18 protein-coding genes are annotated in these 14418 nt (G+C 39.4%); 1 reads left to right on the top strand and 17 read right to left on the bottom strand.

All coding sequences use genetic code 11. The annotated features are described in order from the left end of the window. Positions 1-59: 59 nt before the first annotated feature. From CC204_RS17535 to CC204_RS17500, 8 genes are all read right to left on the bottom strand, one after another. Positions 60-1229 (bottom strand): nucleotidyltransferase, encoded by a 1170-nt coding sequence (locus CC204_RS17535; protein ID WP_088271352.1) that lies wholly within the window; start codon positions 1227-1229, stop codon positions 60-62. Between the two features lie 94 nt (positions 1230-1323). Continuing rightward, positions 1324-2061: a class I SAM-dependent DNA methyltransferase gene (locus CC204_RS17530; protein WP_088271351.1), complete on the bottom strand. Its 738-nt coding sequence runs from the start codon at positions 2059-2061 to the stop codon at positions 1324-1326. A gap of 1 nt (position 2062) precedes the next feature. Then, on the bottom strand, positions 2063-2401 hold the full coding sequence (gene rsfS, locus CC204_RS17525; RefSeq protein ID WP_087639273.1) for a ribosome silencing factor: 339 nt from the start codon (positions 2399-2401) through the stop codon (positions 2063-2065). Positions 2402-2408: 7 nt separating this feature from the next. Beyond that, on the bottom strand, positions 2409-3014 hold the full coding sequence (gene yqeK / locus CC204_RS17520) for a bis(5'-nucleosyl)-tetraphosphatase (symmetrical) YqeK (protein ID WP_373285352.1): 606 nt from the start codon (positions 3012-3014) through the stop codon (positions 2409-2411). Beyond that, a complete protein-coding gene (locus tag CC204_RS17515) occupies positions 3004-3648 on the bottom strand; it encodes a nicotinate-nucleotide adenylyltransferase (protein ID WP_088271349.1) in 645 nt (214 codons plus the stop codon). Before CC204_RS17515 ends, yqeK begins: the two co-directional genes overlap by 11 nt. Positions 3649-3667: 19 nt before the next feature. Continuing rightward, complete coding sequence (gene yhbY, locus CC204_RS17510) at positions 3668-3979, bottom strand: ribosome assembly RNA-binding protein YhbY (RefSeq protein ID WP_088271348.1); 312 nt, start codon at positions 3977-3979, stop codon at positions 3668-3670. Positions 3980-4010: 31 nt separating this feature from the next. After that, complete coding sequence (yqeH, locus tag CC204_RS17505) at positions 4011-5126, bottom strand: ribosome biogenesis GTPase YqeH (protein ID WP_088271347.1); 1116 nt, start codon at positions 5124-5126, stop codon at positions 4011-4013. After that, the gene (locus CC204_RS17500; protein WP_088271346.1) at positions 5123-5650 is read right to left on the bottom strand and encodes a YqeG family HAD IIIA-type phosphatase; all 528 of its coding nucleotides are present in this window, start codon (positions 5648-5650) and stop codon (positions 5123-5125) included. Before CC204_RS17500 ends, yqeH begins: the two co-directional genes overlap by 4 nt. A 217-nt stretch (positions 5651-5867) precedes the next feature. Here CC204_RS17500 and CC204_RS17495 point away from each other — a divergent pair, with 217 nt between their 5' ends. Further along, positions 5868-6260 carry a VOC family protein gene (locus CC204_RS17495; protein ID WP_088271345.1) on the top strand — a complete coding sequence of 131 codons (393 nt, stop codon included), beginning with the start codon at positions 5868-5870 and terminating at the stop codon, positions 6258-6260. A 50-nt stretch (positions 6261-6310) separates the two neighbouring features. Here CC204_RS17495 and CC204_RS17490 read toward each other — a convergent pair whose 3' ends face one another. The 9 genes from CC204_RS17490 to fabK all read right to left on the bottom strand — a co-directional run bounded on the left by CC204_RS17490 (position 6311) and on the right by fabK (position 14281). Beyond that, positions 6311-7096 carry an acetyl-CoA carboxylase carboxyl transferase subunit alpha gene (locus CC204_RS17490; RefSeq protein WP_088271344.1) on the bottom strand — a complete coding sequence of 262 codons (786 nt, stop codon included), beginning with the start codon at positions 7094-7096 and terminating at the stop codon, positions 6311-6313. Position 7097: 1 nt separating this feature from the next. After that, positions 7098-7964, bottom strand: coding sequence for an acetyl-CoA carboxylase, carboxyltransferase subunit beta (accD, locus tag CC204_RS17485; protein ID WP_088271343.1), 867 nt, complete (start codon positions 7962-7964; stop codon positions 7098-7100). Between the two features lie 14 nt (positions 7965-7978). After that, complete coding sequence (locus CC204_RS17480; RefSeq protein ID WP_088271342.1) at positions 7979-9349, bottom strand: acetyl-CoA carboxylase biotin carboxylase subunit; 1371 nt, start codon at positions 9347-9349, stop codon at positions 7979-7981. Between the two features lie 7 nt (positions 9350-9356). Further along, a complete protein-coding gene (gene fabZ / locus CC204_RS17475) occupies positions 9357-9776 on the bottom strand; it encodes a 3-hydroxyacyl-ACP dehydratase FabZ (RefSeq protein WP_088271341.1) in 420 nt (139 codons plus the stop codon). A gap of 2 nt (positions 9777-9778) precedes the next feature. Continuing rightward, positions 9779-10276, bottom strand: coding sequence for an acetyl-CoA carboxylase biotin carboxyl carrier protein (accB, locus tag CC204_RS17470; RefSeq protein WP_088271340.1), 498 nt, complete (start codon positions 10274-10276; stop codon positions 9779-9781). Between the two features lies 1 nt (position 10277). After that, positions 10278-11516 (bottom strand): beta-ketoacyl-ACP synthase II, encoded by a 1239-nt coding sequence (fabF, locus tag CC204_RS17465; RefSeq protein ID WP_088271339.1) that lies wholly within the window; start codon positions 11514-11516, stop codon positions 10278-10280. 26 nt (positions 11517-11542) lie between these two features. After that, positions 11543-12280: a 3-oxoacyl-[acyl-carrier-protein] reductase gene (gene fabG, locus CC204_RS17460; RefSeq protein WP_088271338.1), complete on the bottom strand. Its 738-nt coding sequence runs from the start codon at positions 12278-12280 to the stop codon at positions 11543-11545. Between the two features lie 3 nt (positions 12281-12283). After that, entirely contained in the window at positions 12284-13213 is a 930-nt protein-coding gene (gene fabD / locus CC204_RS17455; protein ID WP_088271337.1) for an ACP S-malonyltransferase, read from the bottom strand. 111 nt (positions 13214-13324) lie between these two features. Beyond that, positions 13325-14281 (bottom strand): enoyl-[acyl-carrier-protein] reductase FabK, encoded by a 957-nt coding sequence (fabK, locus tag CC204_RS17450; RefSeq protein ID WP_088271336.1) that lies wholly within the window; start codon positions 14279-14281, stop codon positions 13325-13327. Between the last annotated feature and the right edge of the window lie 137 nt (positions 14282-14418).

Below are 14418 nucleotides of genomic sequence, written 5' to 3'. Positions count from 1 at the left end.
GTTGTTGCGCCTTTCTTATTATACTTGTCAATCAAACTTTTGTTAAGTCTTTTTTGCTTTTATGGCAAACGGATTGGACTTCGACCAAAATTTTGTTCCAGAATAGTAGTCTTTCCTAAACGATAAATCTGATCACTACGGATATCTACTGACAGTCGATCATTCAAATTTTTAGATACTTTAGTAATCAAAGGTAACGATACAGCCTTCTTCTTTTCTTTTAAATACTGCTGTCCTCTCTCTGTAAAACCTAATACATGTAAATGACTATGGTGCCAGGAAGCTTCGATTTCCTGTTGATTTGCATTAATTAAAATATAAGTTGCTAAACGCTGCAATCGTGTCCACGTATAACGCTTTGTTTTCGCTTTTTCTATAAATTCGGAAAAAGAATCAGTATCCTTGGCAGCTTCTTTTAGGCGATATTCAATACCTTCTTTCATTTGATAAATCTCCTGCAGCTCTTCGATTGAGCTACTGATCAATTTATATTTCAATAACGGCCAATAATCGTGCCATGATACGATAGATGCTTGTTCCAGATCTTTACTTACTTGTTCAGGTAAAACTTGTCTGATTCCTAAAAGCTCATTAGCAAAAACAGCTTGTCTAATCGCCGTTGCACTGGCAAATTGACTATGGATCTTCAAGTCGTGATAGCCAGCCTGCTCTCGTTTTAGCGGATATAATACCATCGGTTTATCGTAATGAGCATTTTCTTTTGCATAACTTAGACCTAAGATATGGTTTGGCGTAGAAAAATTAAGTCCATTTTCAGGATAAATGTTGCGAAAAACTTCTGTCATCTGCTGTGGATAGCTCATCCCATTATTTTTGATCGTTTGATACTGCTGATCGATTTCAGCTTGATGATTTTTTACAAACTCACCAAATTTTTGATAATCCATCTCTGAGCGATCATCTGTACCAAAACATAATGAATCACACTCCAGCGCCTGAAGAAGCTTGATACCGCCCCTAGCAAAATAATCTGCTGATTGCACAGCATAAGCAAATGGCAGCTCGATTACTAAATCAACTCCATGACTTAATGCTTCTTTTGTCCTCGTCCATTTATCGATGATTGCAGGCTCACCTCTCTGCAAAAAATTTCCACTCATGACAGCGATCACTACATCCGCTTGACTTAGTTCCCGAGCCATTTTTGCATGGTACTGATGACCATTATGAAAAGGATTGTATTCAACGATAATACCACAGCTTTTCATTTCATCTACTCCTTTGCTCAGATCATTTTTGCTTACCTTACTAAAAAGAGCAGGGCAAAAGCTCAAAAAGCTTCGCACTGCTCACACTCGATCTTTATTTTTGGCAGACAAAAAACCAGCGCTTACTTTCTTCTGTCGGTGCTTCATCTGTGAAATCAGCATAAACTTCAACGTTCACAAATCCTGCACTTTCAAGCATCATCAAGTAATTATCCATTGAGTACGTACGTTCTTTATGGAGTTCATCCTGACGAGTAAACACTTCATCATCTTCATGCTCTTTCACAAAAAAAGTCAGAAAGTGCTCAATACTGTGTTCTTTTTCCCCAGAATAACTATCCCACAAAAAAGCAAATTCTTCCGTTTGATAATGATAGCTATACTCCGGAAACACATGATCTACTTGATGAACAGAATGGACATCAAAAATAAAGACACCCTCTTCTTCCAATGCTTGATAAGTATCATCGAAGACTTGCTGGACTTCCTGACGATTTTTCATATAGCATAGAGAATCAGAAAAACAAGTGATCGCCTGATATTGGCCCATTTCAGATAGGTCCATCATATTTCCTTGGACAAACTGAATATGAACATCTTCTTCTCCGGCTCTTTTGCTTGCCATCATCAGCATCTCTTCAGATAAATCCAATGCCGTTACTGAGAAACCAGCCTTTGCAAAATTTACAGCCAATGCTCCTGTACCACAAGCCATTTCTAAGACATCCTTTTTATCTTCTGGTAAATGACGCTTTGAAAAAGCCAGCCATTCGTCATAAAGACTGTCGTCCATTACCTCATCGTATACAAAAGCAAATGTTTCATAGGCCATATTACTCTACCCAAGCGTGAAGATCGACCATTGGCGCATCTGACCAAAGTTTTTCTAGATTATAGAAAGTACGCTCTGATGATTGGAATACATGAACAATGATTTCGCCTAGGTCAATCAAGACCCATTTCCCGCCATCTTTTCCTTCGATTCTTTTTACTTCTACTTGCGCTTCTTCTTCTTTTTCAATGATTTCTTCCACAATAGCATTGATTTGACGTTCACTTGTGGCTTCACAAATCATGAAGTAATCTGCTAAAAGTGAAATCTCATGTACATCTAAAGCGACGATTTCCTCTGCACGTTTTGAATCCGCTGCTTTTACAGCGATTTCTAATATCTGTTGACTATCTATGATCTTTTCCTCTTTTCTTACTTACCCAATAATTGTATGTTTCAATTGTTTTGGGGTAAATTTTTTGTTCTTTTTCAATTAAATGCATCAGTGTATGTTTGGTTTCATAAGCAACAGCTTCATCCAAATCAAGTAGAGCTAACTCTCTTGCTTCTTTCACGCCAGGAAAATCTCGACCTGGTTCAATATAATCAGCAACATAAATGATCTTATCCAGCAAACTCATTTCAGCAGCACCTGTCGTATGCAGACGAATCGCTTGAAGAATTTCTTCATCCTCTATACCAAGCTCTCTTTCTACCATACTAGCACCGACCAAGCCATGCCAAATTGCATTGCCATAGGCTAAAAGCTCAGGGTCGTATCCGTCTCGTTGAATGATCAGTTCAAATTCTTCATCCGGACGTTCTTTTGCATAATCATGGGTCAAAGCAGCGATACTGGCTTTTTCTTCGGAAACACCGTATTTAGCCGCTAAAGCAACAGCAGTCTCTTCTACGCCTAAGACATGTAAAAAACGACGCTCACTCATATGCATTTGAACTTTTTGCATTAATTCTTCTCGTTTTAAGGATGTATAAGCCCCGCTAAATTTCATCGACATACAGCCCCTTTTCTTCTATATAGTGTATCACACTATCAGGCAGTAAGTAACGAGTCGAACAACCATTTTTGATTTTTTCACGAATCAAGGTCGAACTAATATCCATTTGTGGTACATCGACCCAAATGATCGGGTAGGGTGTGATCGTACCATAGTTTGGGCGCCGAATCCCTACAAAATTAGTCAGCGTCAGCAACTCATCGATTTTATGCCACTTTGGTAAATATTCTACCATGTCTCCGCCAATGATGAAATAATAATCTGTATCGGGATTGTTTTGGGTCAAGGCCTTCATCGTATCATATGTATAACTTTTGCCTTTACGAAATAACTCAATTGGCTCAATTGCTAAATTGCTGTTGTCAGCAATCGCTAGCTCCAGCATATTTAAGCGATGCTCACTGTCGATCGTCTTTTTTTCATCCACATGTGGCGGCAAATAGCTTGGCATCAAATAAACTTTATCCAAACCAAGCTGTTGTTGTACTTGATCTGCCATCACTAAATGGGCTATATGAACTGGATTAAAATTACCGCCTAATATTCCTACTTGCTTTCGTTTTTGAAATAATTCAGCTTCTTCAACAATCACTTGTGCTTTCAATGCAGCATTCGTACTTGTCCCCATTTTTACTTCCCTCCAAGGTTTAAATTGCTTTAACTTCTTTAGAGATCTTTTGGTACTTTTCTTTTGATGATGGTTTAAATAAAACGAGTACACGGCCAATGATTTGAACGATATCACAATGTATCTCTGCTTTTAAAGACTCAGCTACTTCTTCGGCTATCTCGTCTGTATTTTGCAATAGCGTTACTTTGATCAGCTCGCGCTTTTCTAGTGCTTCGTTGATTTGTACGACCATTGCTGAATTTAATCCACCTTTACCGATTTGAAAGATCGGTTGTAAATGATGGGCTTGACTACGTAAATAACGCTTTTGTTTTCCTCTTAATTCCACTGATTTTCCTTCTCTCTATGTTCACTCGTTTTTATATCAACGCTTTTCTTCTTAAAACATCGACGCCTTTAGGAGCCCAGCCTGCAACTACACAAGGTTGTGTCACCGTGATCCATCCTAGTCCAGCAAAGACGATATCTGTTTTTTCTTTGATCGAAAATTCAAAGCGAATCAACTCTGGAAAGTCTGCCACTTCATTCGGGCGCGGCGGTTGTAACAATCCGCCAACATGTTTTTCGTAAAATTCTGTTGCTTTTGCTAACTTCGTTCTGTGGATAGACAGATCATTAGAAACATAGGCGATAAATGAACTACGTTCCCCCTGAACAAAATCAAAACGAGCTAATCCACCCAAGAATAGGGTCTGTTCTGGATTCAATTGATAAACTTTTGGTTTGATTTCCTTTTGCGGAGCAATCAATTTTAAATCTTTTTTACCTAGATAATGCGCCATTTGATGACGATGGATGATTCCCGGCGTATCGATCAAGAAGTGACCATCGTCTAAAGGAATCTCGATTTTATCCAGCGTCGTTCCCGGAAATTGTGATGTCGTGATTACATCTTTCACACCCGCTGTTTGTTTGATGATTTGATTGATCAGCGTTGATTTCCCAACATTGGTTACCCCCACTACATAAACATCTCTACCTTCACGATGTTTTTCGATCGTTTCAAGTAAGTTTTCCATTTCCTGTGGCTTCTTCGCACTTGTCAATAATACATCAACTGGACGTAACCCTTCTTCATGCGCTCGTTCTCTCATCCACTGGATCATTTTGGGTTTCTTTAATGACTTCGGTAAAATATCCACTTTATTCCCGACCATCAATACTGGATTATCACCAATAAAACGATGCAGTCCCGGAATCACTGATCCGTTAAAGTCAAAAATATCAATGACATTCACGATCAAAGCATCTTCACGCCCCAACTCATTCAGTAAACGTAAAAAGTCATCGTCAGTCAAATGAACATCTTGAATGTCATTATAATGTCTCAAGCGAAAACAACGTTGACAATAAACTTCGCCAGTTTCCATTCCTTTTTCTAACGCCGCTTTTGGCGTATACCCTAATTCATCAGGGAGCTCTGTCTGAATGACTGCGCCACAGCCAATACAGTGAATTGCTTCAATTTCACTCATTCTAGTCCGCCTTTCCATACCATATCCGGATGCTTTTTCGCTAAGTGTTTCATGATTTTACGTTCAAAAAAGCGATTGATTCGTGTATTCCAGCCATCCGTATCTACGATAGGACGGACTAAAATATTTCTGATGCCAGCAGCATTAGCACCGCGGATATCTGTCATGATTTGATCGCCCACCATCACTAGCTCACTTGGCTTTAAATTCAACATTTTCTCTGCTTCTCGAAAGCCTCTCGTTGAAGGTTTCAAGGCTCTGGATACATAAGCTAGCTCAAATTTTTCGACAGCTCGTTTGATTCGGCTGGATTTATTATTAGACACAACTACAACTGGAATACCAGCATTTTTCATTTCTAAGATCCAAGTCAATAATTCTTCTGTGCCGTCAGGGTTGTCCCAAGCGATCAGTGTATTATCTAAATCTGTTAAAACTGCTTTGATTCCCATTTTCTTCAATTGATTTGGGGTGATCTTATAAATCGCATCAACCATCCATGTTGGTTTAAATTTTGAAAACATAGAAACTCCTCTCATCTTCACGATGAATTTTCTCATAATGAAAGGAGTACTAGACCAGCACTCCTTAAGTATGTATTATACTGCATTTTCCTAAAAATTTCTATAAATGCTGATCATAAATTCAGTCATCTGTAATTTCAGTTGTAAGCAATCGTTTTCCTTTGTTTTCACTTTGTATGGTACACTTTTTTTAAACAAAATGAAACGAGGAATTCCAATGACTGTAATCATCAAAAAAGCATCCATCAATCTATTTGTCCCAAACACCGAGAAAGCGATGAATTTCTATGAAAATTTATTTGATGCAAAAAGAATCGAACTGACTATTTCTGAAAAAGATAGTTCTGGACGCTTTAACATCGGTGAAAGCATGTTCGCACTGGCTGATGAGCAACCTGAATCTGAAGCAAAGTCACCTTTAACATTAAAGGGTACACCATTTTGTATCCAGCTCATCTGTGATAATGTTGACGAACTGGTAGAAAAAAGTCTTAATGCTGGTTGTACTTTAGAAATGCCGGTCATGATCATCCCTGATAAATTTAAAGTAGCAAATGTTAAAGACCCATTTGGTTTTGTTTGGTCGATTTCAGAAGTCTACGGTGATTGACAAAAAAACATATGAGGTCAACGTAAATCGATGATCTCATATGTTTTTGTTTAATATTTACGGAAACGTTCGTAACGTTTTTCTAATAACGTCTCAGTATCAAGTTGGGATAATTCGTTTAATTTACCAATAAGTGCTTTTTGAATCATTCGATTGATTTGAGGCTGTTCTAGAGCCTCACCGTTCATTTCTTCTGGTATCACTCGATCGATGATCGTCAATTCCTTTAACTCATTCGCTGTGATTTTCATTAATTCAGCCGCCTCTTTTGCACGACTACCATCTTTCCATAAAATGGAAGCAAACCCTTCCGGTGATAATACCGCATAAATCGTATGCTCCAGCATCCAAACTTCATCACCTACAGCAAGTGCTAAAGCTCCGCCGCTACCCCCTTCGCCGATAATAATGGCAATAATTGGAACCTTTAGATCGGACATTTCCAATAAGTTTCTGGCAATTGCTTCACCTTCACCACGTTCTTCTGCTTCGATCCCACAATAAGCACCAGCCGTATTAATAAAAGTAATCACTGGTCGACAAAATTTTTCAGCCTGTTTCATCAAGCGTAATGCTTTTCGATAACCTTCTGGATGCGGCGCACCAAAATTACGATCGATATTTTCTGGTAAGTTACGCCCTTTTTGGATGCCGACTACTGTGATCGGTTTTTCATCTAAAGTCGCAATACCACCGACAACTGCTAAATCGTCACCAAAATAACGATCACCATGAAACTCCATAAAATCATCAAAAATCGCATCGATATATTCTAAAGAGGTAAACCGATCTTGTGCTCTGGCTAGGGTGACAATATCATTGGCTGTTTTTTCCATTTTATTTCCACCCTTTCATCGTATGGATCTTTATCAGTTTACTAAGTACTTCTCGTAATTGATTCCTGGCAACGATTTGATCGACAAAGCCGTGATCCAGTAAAAATTCTGCCTTTTGGAAATCATCCGGCAATTTTTGTCGAATGGTTTGTTCGATCACGCGGCGTCCTGCAAAGCCGATCAAACTTTGCGGCTCAGCTAAAATAATATCGCCATCCATTGCGAAACTAGCAGTAACGCCTCCAGTTGTTGGATCAGTCAGAACAGTTATATAAAGCAACCCAGCCTTACTATGACGCTTAAGGGCAGCTGAAATTTTTGCCATCTGCATCAGAGAAAAAATTCCTTCCTGCATCCTTGCGCCACCAGAAGCTGTAAAGATGATCACAGGCAATTGCTGCTCTGTCGCTCGTTCAAACAAGCGAGTGATTTTTTCACCGACAACTGTTCCCATACTTCCCATAATAAAATTAGCATCCATCACACCGATCGCAATTTCTTGTTCATCTATACGGGCTTTACCAGTCAAAACAGCTTCATGAAGCTCCGTTTTTTCCTGCATTTTAGTGATTTTATCTAGATAATCAGGAAAATTCAGCGGGTCTTTGGTTGTAATTTCTGTATCCCATTCTTCAAAGCTCTTCTCATCAATCGTCAACGCAAGGCGTTCCCAAGCACCGATCCTAAAACTATAACCACAATAAGGGCAGACTTTCTCTGCCCCCATATCTTTTGTATACAGTGTTCGTTTACAACACGGACACTTGGCCCACATATTATCAGGAACGGCTGGTTTTTTTACAGAAGATTGGTCCCCCGCGCGATTCGGATTGATTCTAATGTAGTTTTTCTTTTTAAATAAAGCCATACACCTGCTCCTTTTTAGTTATCGCTTTCTGGTTTCCAATTTGGTAAAAAAGTTTCTTGTAAAAAGCTAGTATCGTATTCTCCAGCCAATACATTGTCGTGAGTAATCAAATCCAGCTGAAATTCAGCATTTGTGATAATGCCTTCTGTTACGATCTCATTTAAAGCACGCTGCATTTTCATCAATGCATCCATCCGATCAGAACCATGAACAATAACTTTGGCGATCATCGAATCATAATATGGCGGAATTGAATAGCCTGAATACATTGCACTATCTACTCTTAAACCCATGCCTCCGCTTGGCAATAATAAATTATTGATCTTCCCAGGTGAAGGCGCAAAATTAAATGCTGGATTTTCTGCATTGATCCGGCACTCGATGGCATGACCAGTCATTATCACATCTTCCTGCGTATAAGGTAGTTCTTCTCCGGAAGCAATTTTTAACTGTGCTTTTACAAGGTCGATGCCTGTAACCATTTCTGTAACAGGATGTTCTACCTGAATACGTGTATTCATTTCCATGAAATAAAACTCTCCATCTGTATCCATCAAAAATTCAATCGTTCCAGCATTTTCATAATGAACAGCTTTTGCAGCTCGTACCGCTGTTTCACCTAATAACTGACGCTTTTCAGGTGTAATAGCAATAGATGGAGATTCTTCAAGAACTTTTTGATTATTTCTTTGCAAGGAACAATCACGTTCACCCAAATGAATCACGTGCCCATAATGGTCACCCAAAATCTGAACTTCAATGTGTCGTGCAGGATAAATAATTTTTTCCAAATACATATCGTCATTGCCGAAAGCAGCCTTCGCTTCTTGTTGAGCCGATGTGAAATGCTGCGGTAATTCCTCTTTGGTTAAAACTTTACGAATTCCTTTACCGCCACCGCCTGCTGCAGCTTTCAGCATCACAGGATAACCGATCGTATCTGCGATTTCCAGTGCTTCTTCTACAGAGTTGATCACCCCTGTACTACCAGGTATCACTGGAACATTCGCCTTTTGCATCAACGTTCTCGCATTGATTTTATTTCCCATGGCATCGATGGTTTCTGCTTTTGGTCCTATAAAAGTAATATTGCATTCTTCACACATCGCAGCAAACTGACTATTTTCTGATAAAAAGCCAAACCCCGGGTGAATCGCTTCTGCATTCGTGACAATTGCCGCACTCAATACATGCTGAACATTTAAATAAGAATCCGCAGCTTTGGCTGGACCAATACAAATCGCTTCATCTGCAAGCTGTGTATGCAATGCTTCTCTATCTGCTTCAGAGTATACTGCAACAGTCTGAATACCTAACTCACGGCATGCTCGAATGATCCGAACTGCTATTTCTCCTCGATTTGCGATTAAAACTTTTGAAAACATAGCTCACCTATCCAATCATAAAGGTCAATTCTGCTTCTGCTACTTTTTTACCATTCACAGTCGCAGTTCCTTTGCCGATCCCGGCAATCGATTTTACTTTCAAAATTTCTACTTCTAACATCAATGTATCGCCAGGAACAACCTTTTGTCTAAATTTTGCTTTATCAATACCGCCGAAATATGCAGTTTTCCCTTTGAAATCAGGCATGGATAATAAGGCTACCGCACCTGCTTGTGCCAAGGCTTCCAGTATCAAAACCCCTGGCATAACTGGTTCACCTGGGAAATGGCCCTGGAAAAATGGCTCATTGATCGTCACATTTTTTTTAGCGATCACCTTTTCACCGATAACGATTTCCTCAACTGTATCTAACAATAAAAACGGATAACGATGGGGGATGATTTCTTTGATTTCCTGAATATTCATACTTACACTCCTTTTGATACACGGAATAATGGCTGATTGAACTCAACAACATCTTCGTTTTGGATCAGAATCTCAGTGATTACGCCATCAATCGTTGCAGTAATCTCGTTCATCAATTTCATCGCTTCTACGATACAAATAACTTCACCTTTTTTCACAGTATCCCCAACCTGCTTGAAATTTTCTTTATCAGGGGCTGGTTTCAAATAAACAACTCCGACAATCGGCGAAACGATTTCTTCTGTATTTTCTGCTAATGAGACAGGAGCAATTTCTGCTGGCTCATTGACCGCTGCACTTTGATCCACAGAATGCTCAGAAACTGTTTGAACAGTTGTACTTGAATTCACGGCTGGCTGATTCTCATCAATAGAAACCACTCTTTGCGTACTTTTATTTTTATTCATGTAAAGACCAAACGAACCTTCTTTTAAATCAAATTCAGTCAGTGACGATTGATCGAACTGCGTTAATAGTTCTTTTACTTCATTGATATTCATGTTAATCCTCCCACCGTTTTAAGCAAAGTACTGCATTATGACCACCAAAGCCAAATGAATTCGTCAAAGCATAATCAAACGTATGCTTTTGGCTTTCATTGATGACAATATTATCGATTTCGATCGCTTCATCAAGTTGTTCGATATTGATCGTTGGTGGGATAAATTGATGCTGCAATGCATTTAATGTTGCAATTGCTTCGATTCCGCCAGTTGCTCCTAAAGAATGTCCCGTCATGCTCTTTGTACTGCTCACTCGAACATTTTTTGAAGCCTCTCCTAAAGCTGTTTGAATGGCTTTCGTTTCTGCTACATCATTTGATGGTGTACTGGTACCATGAGCATTGATATAGCCAATTGCAGCAGCTTCTACTGACGCTTCTTCAATAGCTAACTGCATTGCTTTCGCTGCTCCGCTACCATCCGGTCTTGGTGATGTCATATGATAAGCATCACAATTAGAACCGTAACCAACGATTTCTCCTAAAATCGTAGCTCCGCGTTTTTGGGCATGCTCTAGTGATTCTAAAACTAAAATACCAGCACCTTCCCCCATGACAAAACCGCTACGCTCCTTATCAAAAGGAATAGAACCTCGATTTGGATCTTCCGCCGAGGTCACGGCTGTCAGTGAAGCAAATCCGGCAATTCCGATTTCAGTAATCGAAGCCTCTGCTCCTCCAGCCAAAATCACATCAGAATAGCCGTGCTTGATATTTCTAAACGCTTCTCCTATAGAATTATTTGCCGTAGCACATGCTGTAACGGTAGCTGAACAAATTCCTCTTGCGCCCACACGTAAAGCAATATTTCCAGCAGCCATATTGCCGATCGCCATCGGGATAAATAGTGGACCTACTCTTTTTGGTCCTTTGTCGTTCATACGAGTAACCTGATCTTGAATGGTTTGCAGACCACCAATACCTGATCCCACCATCACACCAAAGCGGTCAACATCGATTTTCTCTGTATCTAAACGACTCATCTCCATTGCTTCTAAAGCCGCATAAATACCGTATAATGAAAATAAATCCATTCGTTTGGCATCTTTTTTCACAAAATATTTATCAAATGGAAATTCTTTGACTTCCGCCGCTAATGTTATACCTGTTTCACTAGCATTAAATTTTGTGATTGGACCTATACCATTTTTCCCTGTTTGCAAGCTTTCCAAAAACGTGTCTGCATCATTTCCAATCGGTGATGCAACACCGTACCCTGTGATTACTACGCGATTCATGCAATCGCTCCTTTCAAGCATTTTGTTTAGCCGTTCATTACTAATCCGCCATCTATATTTAGGACCTGTCCTGTAATATAAGGGCTTTTAGCTAAAAAGATCGTCGCATCTGCGACATCTTCGACCTGACCAAATGACTTCAACGGAATTTGCTGGCTCATTTGATCCTTTACTTTATCTGATAATACATCTGTCATTTCTGTTTGAATAAAACCTGGTGCGATTGCATTACAAGTGATTCCCCTAGCTGCTACTTCTCTCGCAACAGATTTAGTTAACCCAATCACTCCAGCTTTGCTCGCTGCATAGTTGGCTTGACCTATATTCCCCATCACACCAACAACACTAGACATATTGATGATTCTACCACTACGTTGTTTCATCATCCGTTTAATTGCATGTTGCGTCATATTGAACGTTCCTGTCAAATTGATTTGGATGCAGCGAGTAAAATCCTCTTCTGTCATTCTCAACAATAATTTGTCATTCGTGATTCCTGCATTATTCACTAACACATCGATCGAACCTAACCTATCAACGACCTCTTGGATCATCTCACCTGCAGAATCAAAATCTGCGATATCTCCTGAAACTCCGATACATTTTATACCAAACGCCTCAAGCTCTGCAATTTGTTCCGGATCAATTGCTCCTCGTCCATTTAAAGCAACATTTGCACCTTCTTTAGCAAATGCCAAGGCAACAGCTTTGCCAATGCCGCGTGTACTACCGGTTACAAATACATTTTTTCCTTTTACGTCCATAAGTTACCTCCCGCTCAAAAGATTCTCTGTTTCAGCCAATGTTTTTTCATCTTCTACACGGACTGTTTGAATTTTTTTATCGATTTTCTTGATAAAACCAGTCAGTGTTTTTCCTGGTCCAACTTCTATAATTGTATCAACATCCATATTTTTAATTGTTTCAATACTATCTGCAAAACGCACAGCTGACATTACCTGCTGCTCCAATAGTTGTTTAATCTCTGCTTGCTTCATTACTTGTGCCGTTGTATTACTGATTACAGGAATCGTCATTTCTGTAAACTCAATTTGATCTAATTCAGAAGCAAGCTTTTCAGAAGCCGGCTTTAACAATGCTGTGTGGAAAGGACCACTGACATTTAGCGGGATCATCCGTTTTACCCCTGCTTCTGTTAATAATTCTATTGCTTGATCAACGGCGGTCACCTCTCCTCCGATCACAATTTGCTGAGGAGTATTGTAATTTGCTGGAGAAACGATCCCAAATTCACTGGCTTTTAGACAACATTCTTCGATCAATGAACGGTCTGCGTTCATCACAGCGACCATTTTGCCAGTCCCCGAAGGTGCTGCTTCTGACATAAATTTACCTCGTTTAGCCACTAGCTGAACAGCCTGTTTAAATGAAATGGCACCACTTGCGACAAGCGCACTATATTCGCCTAAGCTAAGTCCAGCTACGACATCTGGTCGATAGCCTTTTGCTTGCAACAAGCGGAAAAAGGCAATACTTACAGTTAAAATAGCTGGTTGTGTATACATCGTTTCATTGATACGCTCATTTTCAGTAAAGCAAAGTTCTGCCATATCATAGCCTAAAACTTCACTAGCTTCTTTAAACGTATCTTGAACGATTTTTTCTTTATCAAATAATTCCTTGCCCATCCCACTATATTGAGCACCTTGTCCACTAAATACAAAAGCTGTTCCCATCTTATTACTCCTTACTTTAAAACCGAAAGAGCCTCATTCCTCAATAATGATCGCCTGAAAACTTTTTCGTTTCATTCAATTTCTTTATCATAAAAGCCATGTGAACGATTATCATCCCCACTGACTATATTTCTCTACAAAAACTTGTTTCATCTCAATAATATACGAATCAATAATTTCTTTTGCTGTTTCTTCTTTTGTAATCATTCCTGCAATTTGTCCTGCCATGATCGATCCATGATCTACATCGCCTTCAACTACGGCTTTTCTTAATGCTCCTTGACCTAATTCGTCAAATTTTACAAGATCTGGTTCAGGATTTCTCAATTCAATTTTTTCTAATCGATCATATTCGTTCGTTAGTTTATTTTTGATTGCCCGCACTGGATGTCCAAAATGCTGGCACGTAACCGTTGTATCTATATCTCGTGCTTTGATAATTCTTGCTTTATAATTTTCATGTACAGTACATTCTTTTGCGACTAAAAAACGAGTACCAACTTGCACACCTTCTGCACCTAACATCAGTGCAGCTGCCATGCCTCGACCATCACCGATCCCTCCTGCTGCAATGACTGGGATCGATAAAGCATCAACTACTTGAGGTACGATACTCATCGTCGTAAGCTTACCGATATGTCCTCCAGCCTCCATTCCTTCAACAATTACAGCATCTGCACCGATTTTTTCCATTCGTGCACCCAATGCGACTGAAGGAACTACTGGAATTACTTTGATATTATGTTCTTTAAAACGTGCCATGTATTTACTTGGATTTCCAGCGCCCGTTGTGACAACAGGAACGTTTTCTTCACAAACTAAATCGACAATATCTTCTGCAAATGGTGAAAGCAGCATGATATTGACACCAAATGGCTTATCTGTCATTTTCTTGATTTTTTTAATTTCTGCCTGAACAACTTCTCTGGGAGCATTGCCTCCTGCGATGATTCCCAAACCACCAGCATTTGAAACTGCTCCTGCAAGAGAAGCATCTGCGATCCAAGCCATTCCACCTTGAAAAATTGGATACTGAATGTTTAGCAACTTGCAAATCTGTGATCGCATAAACGACCTCCCTTAAAACTTTAATGAAAAAAGAGCTGGAACAAAACTCAATAAGTTTAGTACCAGCCTTTCTAATTCCAACTAACAGTGTAAAAAAGCTAGATTTTCAGCAAGCGTTTGGCTTCCCAAAAATACTT

This window comes from Enterococcus wangshanyuanii, assembly GCF_002197645.1.
Taxonomy (GTDB): domain Bacteria; phylum Bacillota; class Bacilli; order Lactobacillales; family Enterococcaceae; genus Enterococcus_L; species Enterococcus_L wangshanyuanii.
Note: the sequence above shows the minus strand (reverse complement) of the source record. Positions and strands in the feature narration are given on the sequence as shown.

Coding starts and splice junctions, on each gene's coding strand:
- CC204_RS17535 (WP_088271352.1), bottom strand. CDS start 1,229: ATGAAAAGCTGTGGTATTATCGTTGAATACAATCCTTTTCATAATGGT.
- CC204_RS17530 (WP_088271351.1), bottom strand. CDS start 2,061: ATGGCCTATGAAACATTTGCTTTTGTATACGATGAGGTAATGGACGAC.
- yqeK (WP_373285352.1), bottom strand. CDS start 3,014: ATGAAATTTAGCGGGGCTTATACATCCTTAAAACGAGAAGAATTAATG.
- CC204_RS17515 (WP_088271349.1), bottom strand. CDS start 3,648: ATGGGGACAAGTACGAATGCTGCATTGAAAGCACAAGTGATTGTTGAA.
- yqeH (WP_088271347.1), bottom strand. CDS start 5,126: ATGAGTGAAATTGAAGCAATTCACTGTATTGGCTGTGGCGCAGTCATT.
- CC204_RS17500 (WP_088271346.1), bottom strand. CDS start 5,650: ATGTTTTCAAAATTTAAACCAACATGGATGGTTGATGCGATTTATAAG.
- CC204_RS17495 (WP_088271345.1), top strand. CDS start 5,868: ATGACTGTAATCATCAAAAAAGCATCCATCAATCTATTTGTCCCAAAC.
- CC204_RS17490 (WP_088271344.1), bottom strand. CDS start 7,096: ATGGAAAAAACAGCCAATGATATTGTCACCCTAGCCAGAGCACAAGAT.
- accD (WP_088271343.1), bottom strand. CDS start 7,964: ATGGCTTTATTTAAAAAGAAAAACTACATTAGAATCAATCCGAATCGC.
- CC204_RS17480 (WP_088271342.1), bottom strand. CDS start 9,349: ATGTTTTCAAAAGTTTTAATCGCAAATCGAGGAGAAATAGCAGTTCGG.
- fabZ (WP_088271341.1), bottom strand. CDS start 9,776: ATGAATATTCAGGAAATCAAAGAAATCATCCCCCATCGTTATCCGTTT.
- accB (WP_088271340.1), bottom strand. CDS start 10,276: ATGAATATCAATGAAGTAAAAGAACTATTAACGCAGTTCGATCAATCG.
- fabF (WP_088271339.1), bottom strand. CDS start 11,516: ATGAATCGCGTAGTAATCACAGGGTACGGTGTTGCATCACCGATTGGA.
- fabG (WP_088271338.1), bottom strand. CDS start 12,280: ATGGACGTAAAAGGAAAAAATGTATTTGTAACCGGTAGTACACGCGGC.
- fabD (WP_088271337.1), bottom strand. CDS start 13,213: ATGGGAACAGCTTTTGTATTTAGTGGACAAGGTGCTCAATATAGTGGG.
- fabK (WP_088271336.1), bottom strand. CDS start 14,281: ATGCGATCACAGATTTGCAAGTTGCTAAACATTCAGTATCCAATTTTT.